Origin of the sequence: Pseudolactococcus hodotermopsidis (assembly GCF_011170085.1) — a bacterium.
Lineage (GTDB): Bacteria > Bacillota > Bacilli > Lactobacillales > Streptococcaceae > Pseudolactococcus > Pseudolactococcus hodotermopsidis.
The window spans coordinates 1-17,558 of sequence record NZ_BLLI01000021.1 but is presented as its reverse complement, the minus strand read 5'-3'; the positions used below and the strand labels follow the sequence as shown (position 1 = coordinate 17,558).

The 17,558-nt window shown below is 37.8% G+C and carries 18 protein-coding genes; 1 reads left to right on the top strand and 17 read right to left on the bottom strand.

Annotated features, from left to right (window positions below; all coding sequences use genetic code 11):
• Window positions 1-83: 83 nt before the first annotated feature.
• Window positions 84-956, bottom strand: coding sequence for an aldose 1-epimerase family protein (locus tag Hs30E_RS04680; RefSeq protein WP_172208369.1), 873 nt, complete (start codon window positions 954-956; stop codon window positions 84-86).
• Between the two features lie 161 nt (window positions 957-1,117).
• On the opposite strand from Hs30E_RS04680, the gene Hs30E_RS04675 reads away from it, so the two are divergent.
• Window positions 1,118-1,684, top strand: a complete 567-nt coding sequence (locus tag Hs30E_RS04675; RefSeq protein ID WP_172208368.1) for a TetR/AcrR family transcriptional regulator — start codon at window positions 1,118-1,120, stop codon at window positions 1,682-1,684.
• Window positions 1,685-1,723: 39 nt separating this feature from the next.
• Here Hs30E_RS04675 and Hs30E_RS04670 read toward each other — a convergent pair whose 3' ends face one another.
• The 16 genes from Hs30E_RS04670 to Hs30E_RS04600 form a co-directional block, all read right to left on the bottom strand.
• Window positions 1,724-2,668 (bottom strand): 3'-5' exoribonuclease YhaM family protein, encoded by a 945-nt coding sequence (locus Hs30E_RS04670; protein WP_172208367.1) that lies wholly within the window; start codon window positions 2,666-2,668, stop codon window positions 1,724-1,726.
• Window positions 2,665-4,818, bottom strand: a complete 2,154-nt coding sequence (locus tag Hs30E_RS04665) for an ATP-binding protein (RefSeq protein ID WP_172208366.1) — start codon at window positions 4,816-4,818, stop codon at window positions 2,665-2,667. The genes Hs30E_RS04670 and Hs30E_RS04665 overlap by 4 nt, the downstream gene beginning before the upstream one ends.
• 1 nt (window position 4,819) lies before the next feature.
• Window positions 4,820-5,953, bottom strand: coding sequence for a metallophosphoesterase family protein (locus Hs30E_RS04660; protein WP_172208365.1), 1,134 nt, complete (start codon window positions 5,951-5,953; stop codon window positions 4,820-4,822).
• A 25-nt stretch (window positions 5,954-5,978) separates the two neighbouring features.
• Window positions 5,979-6,641 carry a ribulose-phosphate 3-epimerase gene (gene rpe, locus Hs30E_RS04655; protein WP_172208363.1) on the bottom strand — a complete coding sequence of 221 codons (663 nt, stop codon included), beginning with the start codon at window positions 6,639-6,641 and terminating at the stop codon, window positions 5,979-5,981.
• Window positions 6,635-7,519, bottom strand: a complete 885-nt coding sequence (gene rsgA / locus Hs30E_RS04650; protein WP_172208395.1) for a ribosome small subunit-dependent GTPase A — start codon at window positions 7,517-7,519, stop codon at window positions 6,635-6,637. Before rsgA ends, rpe begins: the two co-directional genes overlap by 7 nt.
• Window positions 7,520-7,746: 227 nt before the next feature.
• Entirely contained in the window at window positions 7,747-8,133 is a 387-nt protein-coding gene (locus Hs30E_RS04645; RefSeq protein ID WP_172208361.1) for a hypothetical protein, read from the bottom strand.
• Window positions 8,130-8,447: a nucleotidyltransferase family protein gene (locus Hs30E_RS04640; protein WP_172208359.1), complete on the bottom strand. Its 318-nt coding sequence runs from the start codon at window positions 8,445-8,447 to the stop codon at window positions 8,130-8,132. The genes Hs30E_RS04645 and Hs30E_RS04640 overlap by 4 nt, the downstream gene beginning before the upstream one ends.
• 125 nt (window positions 8,448-8,572) lie before the next feature.
• Complete coding sequence (locus Hs30E_RS04635; RefSeq protein WP_172208357.1) at window positions 8,573-9,643, bottom strand: 3D domain-containing protein; 1,071 nt, start codon at window positions 9,641-9,643, stop codon at window positions 8,573-8,575.
• Between the two features lie 59 nt (window positions 9,644-9,702).
• Entirely contained in the window at window positions 9,703-10,476 is a 774-nt protein-coding gene (locus Hs30E_RS04630) for a PHP domain-containing protein (RefSeq protein WP_172208355.1), read from the bottom strand.
• Complete coding sequence (locus Hs30E_RS04625) at window positions 10,473-12,182, bottom strand: hypothetical protein (RefSeq protein ID WP_172208353.1); 1,710 nt, start codon at window positions 12,180-12,182, stop codon at window positions 10,473-10,475. Before Hs30E_RS04625 ends, Hs30E_RS04630 begins: the two co-directional genes overlap by 4 nt.
• Window positions 12,183-12,323: 141 nt before the next feature.
• Window positions 12,324-14,696 (bottom strand): phenylalanine--tRNA ligase subunit beta, encoded by a 2,373-nt coding sequence (gene pheT, locus Hs30E_RS04620; protein ID WP_172208351.1) that lies wholly within the window; start codon window positions 14,694-14,696, stop codon window positions 12,324-12,326.
• 21 nt (window positions 14,697-14,717) lie between these two features.
• A complete protein-coding gene (locus Hs30E_RS04615; RefSeq protein ID WP_172208349.1) occupies window positions 14,718-15,686 on the bottom strand; it encodes a DNA-methyltransferase in 969 nt (322 codons plus the stop codon).
• Window positions 15,671-16,441, bottom strand: a complete 771-nt coding sequence (locus Hs30E_RS04610; protein WP_172208347.1) for a restriction endonuclease — start codon at window positions 16,439-16,441, stop codon at window positions 15,671-15,673. The genes Hs30E_RS04615 and Hs30E_RS04610 overlap by 16 nt, the downstream gene beginning before the upstream one ends.
• A gap of 92 nt (window positions 16,442-16,533) precedes the next feature.
• On the bottom strand, window positions 16,534-16,728 hold the full coding sequence (locus Hs30E_RS04605; protein WP_172208345.1) for a hypothetical protein: 195 nt from the start codon (window positions 16,726-16,728) through the stop codon (window positions 16,534-16,536).
• Between the two features lie 49 nt (window positions 16,729-16,777).
• Complete coding sequence (locus Hs30E_RS11395; protein ID WP_267130230.1) at window positions 16,778-16,903, bottom strand: hypothetical protein; 126 nt, start codon at window positions 16,901-16,903, stop codon at window positions 16,778-16,780.
• A 7-nt stretch (window positions 16,904-16,910) separates the two neighbouring features.
• Window positions 16,911-17,201 (bottom strand): hypothetical protein, encoded by a 291-nt coding sequence (locus Hs30E_RS04600; RefSeq protein WP_172208343.1) that lies wholly within the window; start codon window positions 17,199-17,201, stop codon window positions 16,911-16,913.
• Window positions 17,202-17,558: the final 357 nt, after the last annotated feature.

The following is a 17,558-nucleotide window of genomic DNA, read 5'->3' as shown; positions in this document are numbered from 1 at the left end:
TACCACTTTTGACCTTAAAATAACTCAGAGCGACATAAAAAGTTTTTATCACGAACATCGGAAAATTTAAAGTGGTATCATTTCTAATTAATCTCAATCGTATACTCAGCCTTAAATTTTTTACCAGGGTCAAGACTGTTAATGCCGAATTTCGTTGTCAAATCGCCGTCAGTATTTTCATCGTCAGCAATGCCACACCACGGCTCAATACAAACAAACGGTGCTTGCGCTGGATAGGGACTCCACAAACCTAGGAAAGGCATATTTTTCCAAGCAATTTTGACAGAACGGTTATCAATTGAATTTGACAAGACAACTTCAGTTGCTTTTGGTGTTTCAAAAATCAGTGCATCATCTTTAAAAAGGTCATGTGTCAAAGAAAATTCATTTTGTTCAAGCAAGGTCTTTTTATCTAAATCAAGCGTGCCAGTCTCTGGGTCAAGCGGAATAAATTGCCGACTTTGCGTAGGTGTTATCGTTAATTTGTAAGCTTCAAAAGTACCTGATTCAAGTGGCACATTAAAGGCTGGATGAGCGCCGATACCAAAATACATCTCTTGTTCATCTTGATTTTTCACTTCCCATTTAACCAAAAGTTTGTTGCCACGCAGTTTATAGCTAACTCGCAAACGAAAATCAAAAGGATAAGACAACTTTGTTTCCTTGCTATCTTTAAGCTCAAAAACAAGGTCATCCTCATCACTATCAATCAACTTGAACATATTATCACGTGCAAAACCGTGACCCGCCATTTTGAAATTCTCGTCATTGTACCTATAACTGCCATTTTTTAGTTTACCAACAATCGGAAACAAGATAGGCGCTTTTCGTGCCCAAAATTCAGGATTGCCCTGCCAAAGGTACTCAATGCCGTCTTTTTTGATAGAATGTAACTCAGCACCGAATGTAGCAACGGTAATCTCTAGCACATCACTTGAAATTTTTGTCGTTGTCATAAATACTCCTTCATTATTAAGCTGTTAAAACTCAAAGTTTAATTTATTATTTTTGCTTATATTCATTATACCATTTATTTTTAGTCAATATGCCATCATAACATTTGCTAAAATAGTTATTTTAAGATATAATAAATAACATAATAGTGGGAGGTCAAAATATGGCTAGAAAAAAAACAATCTTTAAAAAAGATATTCTAAAAGGTGCTGAAAAGTTCATTCTTGAAAAATCTCCAAGTGAATTGACAGCACGCGCGTTATCTAAGTATTTGAACATGTCAACTCAGCCGCTTTACGCTGAATTTGAAAATATGGCAGATCTGAAAAGTGAACTTTTTTCACAGATTTATTATCGCTTGCAAAATCAAATTTTCAATAAAAAAACACACGATGACCCTATCATCAACTTGTGTTTGAACTACATTAATTTTGCGCAAGAAAATCCAAAACTTTTCCGAACGATTTATCTGGAAAAACACGGCAACGACGACCATTCAATCAACGAGTTTTCTTACAACATTTTCCGAAGTATTATCAAGGATAACCCGATTTATTCGCAACTATCGGAGAAGAAAATCAACAATTTATTGACTGGTACTTGGGTTGTTTCAACTGGTTTTGCCAATCTGATTGCTAGTGAGACAATTAAACCAAATCAGTTCGAGATTGTCTCATTTTTAGAGGACACCATTCAAGATACTTTAAAAATGAAATCAATTAAAGTTTGATTATAAAATAACCTTATCAAAAAAAGATAAGGTTATTTTTTAATCAAAAGTTGGTTTATAAAAATTGCGATTATCCAGTGGAAAAATCCGCGGTGTCATCTCACCTGGCGCAATTTGATTTAGTGCTGTCGTCATCATCATGATACTGGCATCCATCATATCAATCTGATGAATGATTTCAGCCTCCATGATTTGCGGTCGAACAGGACTACCGTATTCTTGTAAACCGTGATGAGCTAATAACACATGGCGCAAAATCGTTACATCTTCCTTGCTATTGTCAAGTTCAAGATCACGAACTGCCTCAGAAACCTCCTCGTCAATCAAAACAATATGCCCAATTAGATTGCCTCTTAGCGTATAAGTCGTATTTTCAGTACCCGAAAACTCAACAACTTTCGCCATATCATGCAGTAAAATGCCCGCTAACATCAGACTTTCGTTGAGCATCGGATAAACTTCGCAGATTTTCTCAGCCAATTGCGCCATGGTCACGGTATGATAACTTAAACCACCCTCAAAAGCATGATGATTGGTTTTAGCAGCTGGATAGTCGAAAAATTCTTTGTCATATTTTTTGAAAATGTAACGCACAATTCGATTCCAAGTCGCATTTTCAATCTTGAAAATTATTTTTGATACATACTCACGCAAGTCTTGCTCATTAACTGGTGATTTAGGCTTGAAATCTTTGGGATTATTGGGTTCAGTATTCTCAGGCAAACGCAGAAAGATTTTATTGACCTGTGGTGTCCCCTGATACAAATCTTTGACCGCACGCATATAGACGACTTTCCCTTTGGTAAAAGTTTCGACCATGTAATCATCCGCATCCCACAGATTCCCGCCAATTTGCCCCGTTCGATCTTGAAAAATCATTGCCAAAAAAGGCTTGCCCGCACGCGTTTGGCGCAAATCAGCCTGTTTAATCAAATACAATCCCTCAAAGCTATCGCCAACTTGTAATTCTTTTAATTGTGTCATAACTTAATTACTCCCTCATCTGTAAGCATCACATCGCTAGTCAAAACGATAACCTGTTGCGTTTGTGCAATGGTATCAAGCATTTTAGCAAAGTTTTCACGACGTTTTTGGTCGAAACGCAAGAAATTATCATCTAAAAATAGCGGAAAATCAAGCTTTTTAGACTGAACAAAGGCAAGACGTAGAGCTAATTGTAGCTGATCACGCGTTCCTGTTGACAAATCTAACAAGCGCAGACTTTGAGATGCCGCATTTTTGACCCACAAAACATCTTGTTCCAAATAAATTTGCTGCCAAGTTTGATTCGTCAAAGTTGACAAAAAGTCACTGGCACGAGACAAAATATCAGGCAAAGTTTCCGACGACAAAGCCGACATGACTTGTTGTGTCAAAGTAATTTCAGCTGATTTTGTCGCAAATTCAACCACATAATCACGCAAAAGTTCTCTTTTCCGTGCTAATTTTGCCGCCAAATCTGCTAAGGTCGTATCCGTTTTTTGTCGCTCAATAATTGCCAAATTTCTCGCTTTTTTGTCAATCAATTGCTTGATTTCAGCTGCCCGTACAATTTTTTCAGACATTTTTTGATTCAAAACATGTTGCGCCACATTACCATCAAAGGGTTTTGATAAATCAAAAATATCAGCTAACTGTTCCTTGAGACGAGCCAAACGCAAGATATTTTGCGACTGCTTATCCCACTGCGCCAAAAGTTTCGGTGCTGTTTCAATATCAGGAATTTCAGCAAAAATAGCTTCATCAAGCGCCTTTACTTCTGCTAATTTTGCCATATGCTCACTCTGCTCAAAACGCGTCAAAGAAATTTGTAAAGCTTGCGCTTCTTCATCTAACTGAATCACACCTGCCATTTTTTCAGGCAAATCTTTATTGGCAAGTGCCAGCCAATCTGAAAAGTAGGCCAATTTATTATTAAAGGCAAATACAACTGCTTGATTATCAGTGGTTTCTTTCTCCCGATTACGATTTCGATTAAAATGAATCGCTATCAATGCGCCACTTGCAAGCAAGAAAATCAGGCCCAAAATCGGTTTGATAAAACACATTGCAACCATCAAAATCAGACTAATTACCGCAAAAATCAGGAAAATTTTAGTTTCTGATTTAACTAGCTGAGTGACTCTTTGCTCCGCAGCCAAAGCTCTAGGATAATCAGCCTTAAGGTCATGAAATTTTTCAAGCGTTTCTAAACGTTTTAAAAATTGATTTTTAGGTGTGTCTAATTTTTCCAGATTCGTTTCATTCTCAAAAATTTTCCGTGTTAATTCAACAGTTTCACGCAAATACTTACCATGCAAAGCATGTTGCCGACGTAAATTTTCCGCTTCTTCTGGCGATAAAATCGTCCCCGTCTCATGATTCAGCAAATGCGTATATTCTTGATATTCTGTCAAAAAACTAAGTTGGTGCTTGATTTGATTGACATCTGCCGCCAACTGTTCTTGCAATTGATGAAAATCAGCAATTTTTTCTGTCAACTGCTGACTTTCAGCCATCAAGGGAAATAAGGCGACTTCTTCTACCGTTTTATCGGCAATTTCAACTTGCACCATCGCAATATCAGCCAAAAGCTGATTGACAGGCTTTTTTGTCGCTCGTGTTGTCGTAAAAATCGCATCACGCGCCTTAAATAAGGCTTGTGTTTGGTCAAAAAGTGCAATTGACCCCGTTGTTGCCGACATTCGCCATTCCGCATCCAAACGCTCAGCATTATAATCTTTAACTGATGAAATCTGCAAGTTTTCTTGTGTTACCGAGTAAATATCGTCAAAAAGTTTCGCATTCATCGGCTTGATAAAGTTCAACCAAGCCGTTTCATCTATTTCATTTCCATCAATCTGACAGCTAAAACTCGGCTTACCTGTCCGCAAAATCTTCAAGCGTTCAATGCTAACAGACTTGCCAGCATGTGTCAGAAAAATCTGACCACCATAGTTTTTTACAGCCAAGGGATTGAAATTTCGATTGGTATTGGTTGCGTTTTCAAAACCAAAGAGCATGTATTTGATAAAGGCGAGAATCGTTGACTTACCCGCTTCATTTTCGCCTAGAAAAATCGTCAAATCACTCAAGTCATAAGTTTGATTGACAAGTTTACCAAAACCTTCAATTTTGAGTTGCTTAATCTTCATATCAAGTTACCTTATCTTCATTTTCAAAATCAAACTGCTGACTAGCAAATAATTGCAAATTCTCCATAACTTCTGCTTGAAAATCTGAATCGCCAAGCAATTTTTGGATTTCCTTTTTAGGTGGTAAATTTGTAAAAATTTGCGCAAAATCAATCGCTGGTAAGGTAAAATCAGGCACCACGATCCGTGCTTGTACCGTTTCCACAAGCAAAGGCTGTAATCTCAACTTAACAATCACATAATGTTGTCTAAGTTCTTCAATCAACCCATCATTGCCAATCGCTTCCTGTAAATTTTCAGCAATTTTCTCATAATTTTCAAAAATTAAACTATAAAACGCCGTCGTTTCGGTTAAATTTGACTTGATAAAAGTCAAAGCCTGTGCTAATGTGTCACACAAGGACAAATCCAAAGTCAGCGTTTCAAAATGAATTTCTGCCAAATCATGAAAATCGGTCTCAAGAGCAGAAGCCGTCAAAGTACCAAGCACTACAAAATTGGTTTGCTCTTTTTTGGTTCGACCTTGCGGTGTTCCTGGATAAATCACATTTCTAGCCATTTGATTCGCCAAATGAATGTGTCCTAGCGCCCAATAATCATAGTCCTTAGCAAGCATATCTGACAAATTCGCAGGCGCAAAATTATTACCTGAAAATTCACCATGGAAAAGCCCAATATGATAATTTCCCTCAAGATTTCGACTAGGGTACTCACTTATTTTATCCTCATAAATGTGCGCATGTTTATAAGAAAAACCGGAAATTGTCACTTTTTCACCATTTTTTAAGCACAAGGTAGCAGATTCAACCGATTCTTGTTTAAAGACCGTTACATTTTCAGGAAATTCAATCCAATAAACCGACTCACGATAATAATCGTGATTGCCAAAAATTACTGCCGCCTGTATCTCATGCTCAGCCAATCGCGCTAGCTGATCAGCAAAGTAACTCTGAATCTTAATACTCGGATGCGCACAATGAAAATTATCGCCTACAAAAAGAACCAAATCAACCGCCTCCGAAATGGCAAAATCAATAATCATTTCTAAAATTTTGTAAGGCCTGTAAGGTGTTTTTTGAACCACCCCCTCAAACTCGCGGTCTAAATGCAAATCTGCTGTATGGATAAATTTCATGGCTAACTTTCTATTGACTACTAGGTTATACTAACTTTTCTCGCAATTTTGCGATGTTTTCTGCAACATTTCCTGAAAAAATATAATTTCCTGCGACAAAAATATCTGCCCCTGCCTTACGACAGGAAATGACTGTTTCATCGTTGACACCACCGTCTACTTGAATCTCAAAATTTAACGCCAAAATCTCACGCATTTCATTTAATTCTCTTACTTTTTCCAAACATTCTGGGATAAATTTTTGCCCAGAAAAACCTGGATTGACCGTCATCACGAGTACCATATCAACCATTTCAAGAACATGACGTATAGCTGAAACACTGGTACCTGGATTGAGAACGACTGCACTTCTCATCCCCGCTGCTTTTATTTTTTGCAAAACAGCATGAATATGAGGCGTTGATTCAACATGAACACTAAGACTATCTGCACCTGCTTTGGCAAAGCTATCAACATACTTTTCAGGATTTTCAACCATAAGATGACAGTCCAATAAACACTTAGTCACTGGGCGAATGGCTTTGACAAGATCTGCACCAAAGCTCAAATTATCAACAAAATGACCATCCATGACATCAATGTGAACCCACTCAGCACCCGCAATTTCAAGCCCTATCACATCGCGCTCAAAATTTCCAAAATCAGCTGATAAGATTGATGGCGCAATTTTCAACGTTTTTTTTAGCATTTCTTTACCACTTTCTTATATGTTTCTCGTTTTCCTTGGATTTCAGTTAGAAAAAGCAGGTAATTATCATATCTGGATGACAAAATATTCCCTGATGCGACTGCGGGTTTGACAGCACATTTTGGCTCATGTGTATGCGTACATTCTCGAAATTTACAACCAAAAGAATACGCTGAAATCTCAGGAAAAGCACCATTAAGCTCTGGTTGATCAGCTATCTCATAATCAAGAGATGAAAAGCCTGGCGTGTCTGCAATCAAGCCACCATTTATCTCAAACAGCTCAACATGGCGTGTCGTATGACGACCGCGCCCGAGTTTATAGGAAATTTCTTGCGTAGCTAACGACATTTCAGGAGCAATTTTGTTCAATAAAGTTGATTTACCAACACCTGTTTGCCCCATGAAAACTGTGACTTTATCAGGAAATTCTTTTAAAATCTCATGCCAATCTGTGAAAAATTGATAACCGATTTTCTGATAATCAGCTTGAACTGTCTCAAAATAACTCAAATCATCAAGTAAATCAAGCTTAGACAAATAAATCAAGGGTTTAATGCCTTTATTTGTTAGCAAAACGAGGAAACGATCTAGCAAATTCAAGGAAAAATTCGGCTCAATTGCAGACATAACCACGACTGCCTGATTGATATTAGCAATCGGTGGTCTAACCAAGAAATTGTCACGCGCTTTGATTGATAAAACATAACCCTCTGACTGCTCAGCAATCGAAAACTCAGCAAAATCGCCAACAATCGGCTTCGTGCCTTTTTGTCGGAAGTTTCCCCGTGCGCGGGTTTGATAAACTTGTCCATCAGATTTATCTTTGATGTAATAAAAACCGCTTAATGATTTGAGTATCCTGCCAAATTTTACCATATTATCATTATACCATAATTCCATACGCTTACAAGCGCCAAACTCCTCTTAACCCCTATCTTACAAGCCTTTTAGAAGTTTTATTCACGCTTATATGCTCTTAGATTCTGTACCAACTCAATCCATTATCGATTTATAAGTACACCTATGATAAGGCATTTCTTTGCCATTTTACTGTCTTTTTTATTTTAAAAATAAAAAAACAACTAAAATATCTAGTGGTTTCCTTATCGTTTTTCCAACTCTTTTTCCAAATCTCGAATCATTCTATGAATATCATCTACCCACTTAGGCATATCAACTTTTACGTGTTTCACTAAAGTTTCTAAAGCAAGCGTACCGTACTCATGATAAATATCATGCCTAGATTGTTTCATGTCATGTAATGGATATTTATCTCTGTACTTGATATAACTAGCATAGGAGAGCTTACTCCTATCTAATTGTTCGCCAAATTGCCCAATCATAAGCGCAACGCTGTCCAAAAACATCTCTTGCTCCAAACTATCCTCTTTTAAATTGACGAGCGAAAATTTCCTTTCTACCTCATTAGCATAATAAATCATCGTCTTTAAAAATAGAATATCTTCTTCAATTTCATTACGGTTTCTCAAACTAACACAATGCTCTCTTTTCCAAAATTTTGTTTGACTTCTTTTATTCTTGGCAATCTTGATTTTTCTATATTATCAAGTGACATGATAGACACTGGGATTTGTAAACTAATTTCAAGATTTTTCTTAAATTCATCAAATAATAAATAAAATTCCAAAATATTTTCATCTAGTTCATAAGCCAAATCAATATCGCTATTTTCATCAGCCTCGCCACGTGCATAAGAACCAAACAACCAAATTTTAGAAATTTTATACTTCTCAGCAATCGGTGCTACTTTTGCTTTGATTTCATCAATTGTTAATACTGTCATTGTCTTGTCCCCTTACGAGTCTCTCAGTTTATTATACCATATTTTCGCAACCTCCTAAGTAATTTACAAGTTTACACTAAAAAACCACCCAAATCGGCGGTTTATTCTAGCATATCTCTAAAAAATTATCCCAACACATTAATGGTTACAGTCTTTCTTCCCCACTTAATCGCTTGTTTGGTCGTTTTAAAATGTAGGTCAATTTTATAACCTTTGATAGCACCGCCTGTATCGCCAGCAATAGCAATGCCGTATCCTGGTACCTCAACCATTGAACCAAGCGAAATAACAGTTGGATCGACCGCCACACACATCGGGTTGAGCCAAAGATTAATTCCCGTCGCCGTGATATGACCGGGGGTCATGGCGTCCAAGCCATCAGATGAGTAACCTGTCGTTGAGACAGTCATCGTATTGCTTGATGAAAGGAAATTATCATCAAAGTCATCTGTCTCATGTTCAGGCACTAACAATGGTTTATCAACTGGTTTTGTCAGAACAGGTTGCTTTGGTTCTGCAATTTCAAGTGCTGCTAAACGCGCCGTTTCATCAGCTAAACGTTTTTCTTCAGCAGCCTTGGCCGTTGCAAGTGAGACGATTTGCGCTTGATTTTCGGCAATTTGTAGTTTCAAAGTTGCCATTTTGCTCTCCAACTCCGCATACTCGTCGTCATATCTTGCTTGATTTTTTTCTAGCTGAGTTTGTTGCGCTTGTAGCTGTGTTTTGAGCTTATCTAGCTCATCTTTCGTTTCATCTAGTGCAACGAGTTTCTCATTTTGCATCTTGCGATAAGCACGTAAACTCGTCACATGCGTTATCATTTCTGACAAATTTTTTGAGGCGATAATCGTCGTAATAAAGTCTGATTGCGTCCCTTCAAGCTGAACTTGGCGCATTTGCTTTGCCATGATAGCTTCACGCTCTCGCATCTCAAGCTCAGTTGCGATGATACTTTCCGAAATTTCGGCAATTTTGGCTTGACCATCGACCACCTCTTGCTTACTGGCATAGGCTTTTTGGTAAACAGCATTGACCGCTGCCAATGTCGTCTCTAACTCAAGCTCAACTTCTGTTGCATTGGCTTGTGCCGCCTTTATCTCATTTTCATAATTTTTCTTATCTTCTGCGACAACCGTCGGCATCAAAAAGCTAAGAATCATCACAAACACAGAAAATTTTAAAGTTTGCTTTCTCATATCTTATTATTTTATCATAAAAAAGACCTTGAAATATTGTATTTCAAGGTCAAATGTTACTATATCATAACAAAATGACGACTACCGCCACGAAAAGTAATCAGTTGACGCACACCATGCGCCTTAAGCCAGTCAATCAACTCATCAAAATGCAGTTGATAATGTTCGATTTTATGACCATCAGAACCCAAGGTAAACAGTGTTCCACCAAGGCTTTGCACCAATTTCAAAGCATAGTCATAAAGCGCCAAATTGTTATATAAATGGGTTGATTTAGCATTGATTTCAAAAGCCAAATCATAATCAATCATTTTCTGAAAAATAGCTGTCAACTGCGACTCATAGCGCTGTAAATCGCTAACACTAACATCAAATAATCGAATCCCGTAGTCAAAATGCGCCAAAACATCCGCCTCAACACGTCCAATCGCATCGTGCAGTTCAGCCAAATAACGCGTGAAAATCGCATCAAAGTCCATATCCGCCACAAAGTCATCCAAATAATCAAACTCACCATTATGATGAACAGATAAGAGTTTCAAATCATAAGTTTTATCCGCCAAATAAGCCAAAATTTCCGATTCTTGTGGCGCAAAATAACCAATTTCAATGCCTTTCAAGACACGATTGCCGTATTTTTGATTGAGCTTATCAATTTCAGCTGAATATTTGGCATAATCTGGCGCATCCGTGTGACCAGTGACAGGATTTGCCACATCAAAATGTTCTGTCGTCACAAGAAAACCTGTCGAATTAGCTAAATAATCTGAAAAATCAGCCTTGGAATCATAAGAAAAATGGGTATGAAGGTGCTGATCATAGTAGCTACTCATTTTAAGTCCTCATTTTCAAATTTAGTAATTGTTGCAACAACTGCGGTTTCAGTCATTTTATTGGCGGTCATGGTAACGGTATCACCAACTTCTGTCGTTGCCAGATAAGGGAAATCTTCGACCTTACCTTGATATTGCATGTTAGTCACATCAAGCATAAGATAAACTTTGCCATTGTCCAAAGCAAAACGTGTGACAACTCCTGTCACTTCTTCTTCTTTACCCGCAACATTCCCATTACTTGACGGCGCAAGAGACAGAACATTCATATAGCTAGCAAGCGCAGTTTTCGCATCATTGCCACGTGCAATAACACTTGTATTTTGAGCATTAACATAAACATAATCGTGGAAATTATCCGCTGAATCGGTCATTGATAGCACCCAAACTGGCGTATTTTCAACCATGAAAAGAGCTGGATTGGAGGCCTTTAGTTTGAGCGATGGATCAAGTTTTTCAGCCCGTAAAATTGCCGCATCTGAATCGGTCAAACCAACCAAACTGAGCTTGTTTTTCTCGTCTGATTTGACGATTGACAAAACATTTGTTCTCGCATCAACCATGCCATAGGCAAGAATCGAGTTAGCTTTGGACTTGGGTGTCGTGAAATCTGCCGTGTAGTAGATATTACCGTCAGATGTGAAAACTGGCGACACGCCATTGTCTGAGCCATTATCATTGACCAACATCTTGTCTTTTTTGCTGAAGTTGACCAAATATTTATTTTCGCCGTATTGTTGGAGCAATTCTGCTGCTGACTCCGCATCTACCACACCGTTGACCCATTTTGGCAATGTCTTAGCCGTGTAAGTTGCGGTGTGACCATTTTCAGCGTTGAGAACAACAATCTCCCGCGTTTTTTGATTATCCCTAACACCTGCAAGGAGCGCACCACGCGCTGAGACGAAATAGGGTGTTCCCTTGTCATCAATCTCGAAAGTCGTCGAGCGGACAGACTTATCAGGCGCTGCAGCAAAAAGTTTGAAACCTGTATTCTTAGCAAAGAGACTGTGGTCAGTATATTTGAGATTTTTCTTGACAAAAGTTGCACTAGCACTGATATTTGCCGCATCAATCATAAAATAACCTGGCGTTTCATGATTCCTCAAACTTGAGAAAAAAGAATTTTGCTCAACTGGGGCGATATAGACTGGCTTACCTTGGTAAAACTGCGCTGTAACTGTTCCGAGTTCAAACTGACTGGCATTTGGTACCTCGCCAAAAGCCTTATTCATCTTGGCACGCGCAACATCGACTGTGTAGCCAATTTGCTTGGTTTGATTACTGTCAATTTGTGGCAGACTATCGGTCGTATTTGTGCTAATCGTGCGCCACTGACTAGGCGCTGAAAGAAAAGTCGCCGCAAATGTCGCAAGCATTGTCAATACAAAAATACCTAAAGTAATGTTTAAAATTAAGCTACCTTTGAAAACAATATCTTCTGTCGCACCCTTTTGATTACTGGTTCTAACAACCGTCTTTTTTTGTATATCGGAAAGACAAATCAGACAAATTTTCAGACTATTACCCAAAATAACATTCCAAATTGTCAGCGGTAAAAAAAGGTGGGGAACGATTAGATTGAAACAATCAATCAAGACGAGTAACAGCCAAATGATACCTGCAAGTCTCTTGCCTTTTTTGACAATGAGATAAATAGCGAATAATAATGGCAGAATGTTCGTGATTGCAAGTGCTAATAACATCATTTTCTCCTAAAAATTTTTTTATAGATATGCTATGACTTTATTATAACAAAAAATACCAAATTATACTTTATTAACTATAAAACTAAAAAGTGTTTTGATTTTATAGTTCTTGTATCTATTATGGCATTCAAAGTCTTTCTAGCGAATTTCTGCACCAAACTCGCCAAGTTTCTTGGTAATTTTAGTCACGGCTGCCGTGATTTCGTCGTCAGTCAGCTGATTTTCGGCTGATTGGAAAGTCAGGGTGTAAGCAAGCGATTTCTTAGTGCTTGCCACATTTTCACCCGTATAAACATCAAAAAGCTCGACTTTGGCAAGCGTTTTAACCTTGCTTGAGGTGATGATGTCAAGAATTTCTTGGTTGGTCACGTGACGATCAACCAAAAGCGCCATATCACGCCTTGAAGCTTGGAATTTTGGAATATCCGTGAAAATGACTTGCTCTGGCTGATTGGCGAGAAGCACTGTCAAGTCAAGACTCGCCACGTAAGTTTCGGGAATGTCGTAGGCTTTAGCTGTCGTTGGATGAACTTGACCGACGAAACCAACTTCAATCTCACCAACAATCACGCGCGCTGTACGTCCTGGGTGGAGTTCGCCGATTGCCTTGTCTGCCTCAAACCGCACCTTGTCAAATTTTGTGAGTAGATTTTCAACAACGCCTTTGATGTCATAAAAATCATAGGCTTTCCCTGTCATAGCAAGCGCCACAGTCGGTAATTCCGTCGGGCGATTATCCGTTTCATTGCCAAATTTGGCGAAAACTTGACCGATTTCATAAATGGCAAGCTTATCATTGCCACGAGCAATATTATAACGTACAATATCAAGCATACCGCTGGTTAGATTAAGACGGAGTGTCCTGCGCTCTTCGCTCATTGGCATGGCAAGCGCCGTTAGATTTTCAGTCGGAAATTTCGTAAATTGAACCGCTTTTTCAGGCGTTGTCAGCGAGTAAGAAATGACTTCTGAAAGCCCTGCACCCTCAAGATTCGTCCGAATCACACGGCGGAATTTCTGCATAGCTGTCAGCTCGCCAATCGTGTTACTAACATTTGGCAAAGTATTTGGAATGTTATCATAGCCGTAAATGCGAGCAACTTCTTCAACAAGGTCAGCCTCAATCGCAATATCCCAGCGGCGCGGTGGCACAGTTACGTTGAAAGTCTCATTTGTAACAGTTGTCACAAAACCAAGTCGATCGAAAATCGCTGTTACCTCAAGCTCATTAAGCAGAAGCCCAAGCGCACGATTGATTTTATCAAGCGTGATTGAAACGGTCACGTCTTTTGCTGTGAAATCGTTGTTAGACACAACACCCGCAGCAATTTTGCCGCCAGCAAGTTCAGCAATCATGGCTGCAGCATAATCAAGCGCGATCTCAACATCAGCTTGGTTAATGCCTTTTTCAAATCGTGCGCTTGCCTCGGAGCGCAAATTGAATTTTTGCGATGTTTTCCGAATACTTGTGCCGTCAAAAATCGCCGATTCAAGTGCAACACTTGTTGAGCTGTCTGTAATTTCCGTATTTTCACCACCCATGACACCTGCGAGTGCGACAGGCTTTCCTGCAACTGTGATGACAATATCTTCGTCTGTCAACTCACGTTCGCTACTATCAAGCGTTGTGATTTTTTCGCCATTTTCGGCTTTGCGAACAAGAATTTTCTTCTCATCAAACTTGTTGTAGTCAAAAGCGTGCAAAGGTTGTCCGAAATATAGAAGAACGAAATTTGTCACGTCAACAACATTGTTGATTGGACGAATTCCTTCATTCATCAGACGATTTTGCAACCATTGGGGACTTGGGGCAATTTTGACCTCTTCGATAAGGCGCATTTTGTAGGTCAAAACTTTATCCGTTGCGACTTCGACAGCGATTTTGTCTGATGTTTTTTCGTCAGATTCTATGAGCATTTTTTCGTCAAAATTAACGTGCGTATTTTCATAGATAGCGGCTACCTCATGGGCGACGCCACGCATTGACAAAGCGTCAGCACGATTTGGCGTGATTGAGAGTTCAAGGACTTCGTCGTGCATGTCCAAGTAATCGAAAATTTCTGCACCATTTTCCGCCGTCTCAGGCATGTAGAAAATACCGTCTACATAGGCTTTTGGCACAACATTTTCAGGAAAACCAATCTCTTCCAAACTGCAAATCATGCCAAGACTCTCAACACCACGAATTTTGCCTTTTTTGATTTTGTGATTGCCCGCAATGCGCGCACCAGGGAGCGCCACGATGACCTTAATCCCACTCTTAACGTTGGGAGCGCCACAAACGATTTGCGTTGGCTGCTCTTCGCCGATAGCAACTTGGCAAATGTTAAGGTGCGTTTCGGGAATTTGCTGTGTTTCTAGCACTTCGCCGACGACCAATTTCGACAAGCCAGCACTACGCCTTTCAACACCCTCGACTTCAATCCCGCTTGTTGACATTTTTTCTGATAGGTCGTGTGATGTTACGTCGATGTTTGTTAGTTCTTTTAACCAATTTTTTGATACTTGCATTTTATTTTTAATCTTTCTTTTCTAAAATAATGAAATCTGTTTCGGATGAGCATATTTTGAATAACTACTCAAAAATTCCCATTCTTCATTATCAATTTTATTTTTGTATTTTTTCATGACAGACTTTATAAAATCATCAACACTATCTTGATGATTTTTCAAAAACCATGCCACATGATTCTTCACATAAGTCATCCGAACTTCCTTATCATTTAAATCATTTGGCACACGTTCTAATCTTGCATCAATACTATCAAATCCTGTAAAAGATTGCATTAATCTCTTTTCAATCAAATCAATGAAAGCACCATTTTTCTCAATACCAATTCCTTGACGATTAAGTTGTTGCGTTACTCTCAATGCCGTACCACTTCCGACAAATGGGTCTAATACAACATCATTTTCCTTTGATGAGGCTAAAATCATTCGCTCATAAAGCCCCTCGGGTTTCTGTGTTGGATGATTTTCACGACTTTTCTGTGAATAATGCACATGACTAAATTCCCACACATTAGACGGATTAGCACCACGCATATTATTGATCGAACGATAATATTTCTGCGGAACTCTGATATTATCCAAATAAAAATTGAATTTCTTAGACTTAGTAAACATCAAAATATCATCATGACGTGGACTGAAACCCTTTGTTTTACCAATTCCTTGTGTATAATACCAAGTAATCCACGAATTAAAATGATAACCCATGTCACGCTCCAAAATATTATAAAGATAGGAAATGTAGCGAACACCCATGAAAATGTAAAGCGTTCCGTCATCTTTTAGTACTCTATCAGCCTCAAATAACCACGACTTTGTCCATGATAAATAATCTTCAAATATCAAATCATCTGAGCTATTTCCATAATCTTTACCCAGATTATAGGGTGGATCCGTTACAATCAAATCTACTGATTTTGCCGATAATTGACGCATTTCTGCAACCGCGTCACCCAAAATAAGTCTTTGAGTTTCTATTCTTTTATCCATTGATTTTGCCTCGCTAAATTCAGCCATTGTTGAAAATCACGGCGACTTGACTTGAGATATTTTTTATCTAATAACTGCAAAAACTCCCAAGTCGTGCGCATCTCATATGTCACATAATGAATATCACGAATCTGAATCTGCCCAGTACCAAGTGACGGATTATAAGAAATATCACTGGCCGATATAAATTTCAAGTCGTAAACATTAAACTTTGCTACTTCCATTATACCATCCATTAGCCCAGTATCAGCATTTTTCAGAGAATAAGTCTTGTGTTTCAAGCTCAAAACAATGAAAATGAAGTCAGGGTCTTTGATATACTCACTTCTAATTCGAGCAAATGAGGTAATATTAGGCGATTTTCCAGAACCTTTTATATCTTCCGAAGTCGCTTTAACATCAATATTTCCTGTCACAACAGTATTATTTTTACTAAACTGCAAAATAATATCTGAAACAGCTAATCTCGCACCAACCTCAACATTTACCAAATTATATTGATTTTGCATATCTTGATTGATAATTGAAAATGTTTCTTGCGCCCACGCCTCCATCATCGGACCAGCGATCTTATTGATATTTTCAAGCGGCAAACCTAATTTTAGATTGGTGTTTAGGATGATTTTATTTTCACCAATAGCAATTTTATTGGATAGAATTTGCGCCATTTTTGAAATGACGTAGTTGCTATCTTCTTGGTAGCTTGATGATTCTACTGGTATTTTGAAATTTGTTGTTGCGTAATTTTGTGGCATTTTTTCTCCTTAAAATAAAGTATCTGTCTGAACAGCAATTTTATTTAATGATAAAATCTCATATCTATATTTCCCGTTTTTTACAATACAATCTAAGTACAAGGTTTTATTTGCTCAATTATTTCAGAATAATCTCTATCATATCTACCAGATTCATCAAAAGTTTCAGTTTTTTCATATATAATCAATTCATAGTAGTCTTTTGGAATTTCGTCTCTACTTTCGTAACTCTTTCTCATTATGGCTTTTTGCAACTCCCAAAATAAAATATAATCATCATCTGACAAACTTTCAATATCTTTATCAGATCAATCTATTCTAGCAATTGGATTCTTTTTAGAAGTACTCTGTACATAATTCAACTTGATAAAAAGTAGGTAAGGTTTTCTTTTCTTCAAGAAGTTTAGAAAATTTTTCTGCCACAACAGATGTGTCAATCGCTTCAAGTTTGATTTTAGTCATCCTATTTTTAATATCCCTTGAACAATCGCCCACATTCATTTTGAAAATCTTCAACTTTTTGTTGATACTGTGGTGTATTGATTTTATGTTTAACCAAAATGCTACTTGTCAAGGCAATAACTGGCGTTTTTTCCGTTTCAGAAATCGTTGCTAATTGATTGTAATCTGGGTCACTTGCCAATAGCTTAGCATGTTCATTCAATTCTCTAAAACGTTGCGAAAATCTTTTCGCTGATTGCGTATTTTCTTCTCCAATTCGTGAATAGGGACGATAATTTTGACAGACAATGCCTAACATTTTGGGATATTTTTAACTTTATTAACAAATGGTCGCAAATTTGATAAACCTTGATTCCAATTTCTAAAAATTTTGTTCAGATTTTCTAATGCTTGTCAACTAAAAATACTCAGATTAACACGGGCGTTTCATAAGTTTAATCTAAAACATAATTTTCGGAATCTTTTACGAAGAGTTGTTTTTTAACGGAAAATCCATGAAAAAGTCACTTGTTTTTTCAAAAATATTTTAAAATATAATCAATAACTTTGGTATTTCAAAATATTTCTACGAAAATAACTTTTAAAATAGATTAACTAAAAATTAAATCGACAACTTACATGTATATTCCAGAAAAATTAAATTTATGAAACGCCC

Excerpts from the sequence above, each read along its gene's own strand:
- Hs30E_RS04680 (WP_172208369.1), bottom strand. The coding sequence starts at position 956 with ATGACAACGACAAAAATTTCAAGTGATGTGCTAGAGATTACCGTTGCT.
- Hs30E_RS04675 (WP_172208368.1), top strand. The coding sequence starts at position 1,118 with ATGGCTAGAAAAAAAACAATCTTTAAAAAAGATATTCTAAAAGGTGCT.
- Hs30E_RS04670 (WP_172208367.1), bottom strand. The coding sequence starts at position 2,668 with ATGACACAATTAAAAGAATTACAAGTTGGCGATAGCTTTGAGGGATTG.
- Hs30E_RS04665 (WP_172208366.1), bottom strand. The coding sequence starts at position 4,818 with ATGAAGATTAAGCAACTCAAAATTGAAGGTTTTGGTAAACTTGTCAAT.
- Hs30E_RS04660 (WP_172208365.1), bottom strand. The coding sequence starts at position 5,953 with ATGAAATTTATCCATACAGCAGATTTGCATTTAGACCGCGAGTTTGAG.
- rpe (WP_172208363.1), bottom strand. The coding sequence starts at position 6,641 with ATGCTAAAAAAAACGTTGAAAATTGCGCCATCAATCTTATCAGCTGAT.
- rsgA (WP_172208395.1), bottom strand. The coding sequence starts at position 7,519 with ATGGTAAAATTTGGCAGGATACTCAAATCATTAAGCGGTTTTTATTAC.
- Hs30E_RS04640 (WP_172208359.1), bottom strand. The coding sequence starts at position 8,447 with ATGACAGTATTAACAATTGATGAAATCAAAGCAAAAGTAGCACCGATT.
- Hs30E_RS04635 (WP_172208357.1), bottom strand. The coding sequence starts at position 9,643 with ATGAGAAAGCAAACTTTAAAATTTTCTGTGTTTGTGATGATTCTTAGC.
- Hs30E_RS04630 (WP_172208355.1), bottom strand. The coding sequence starts at position 10,476 with ATGAGTAGCTACTATGATCAGCACCTTCATACCCATTTTTCTTATGAT.
- Hs30E_RS04625 (WP_172208353.1), bottom strand. The coding sequence starts at position 12,182 with ATGTTATTAGCACTTGCAATCACGAACATTCTGCCATTATTATTCGCT.
- pheT (WP_172208351.1), bottom strand. The coding sequence starts at position 14,696 with ATGCAAGTATCAAAAAATTGGTTAAAAGAACTAACAAACATCGACGTA.
- Hs30E_RS04615 (WP_172208349.1), bottom strand. The coding sequence starts at position 15,686 with ATGGATAAAAGAATAGAAACTCAAAGACTTATTTTGGGTGACGCGGTT.
- Hs30E_RS04610 (WP_172208347.1), bottom strand. The coding sequence starts at position 16,441 with ATGCCACAAAATTACGCAACAACAAATTTCAAAATACCAGTAGAATCA.
- Hs30E_RS11395 (WP_267130230.1), bottom strand. The coding sequence starts at position 16,903 with ATGACTAAAATCAAACTTGAAGCGATTGACACATCTGTTGTGGCAGAA.
- Hs30E_RS04600 (WP_172208343.1), bottom strand. The coding sequence starts at position 17,201 with ATGTTAGGCATTGTCTGTCAAAATTATCGTCCCTATTCACGAATTGGA.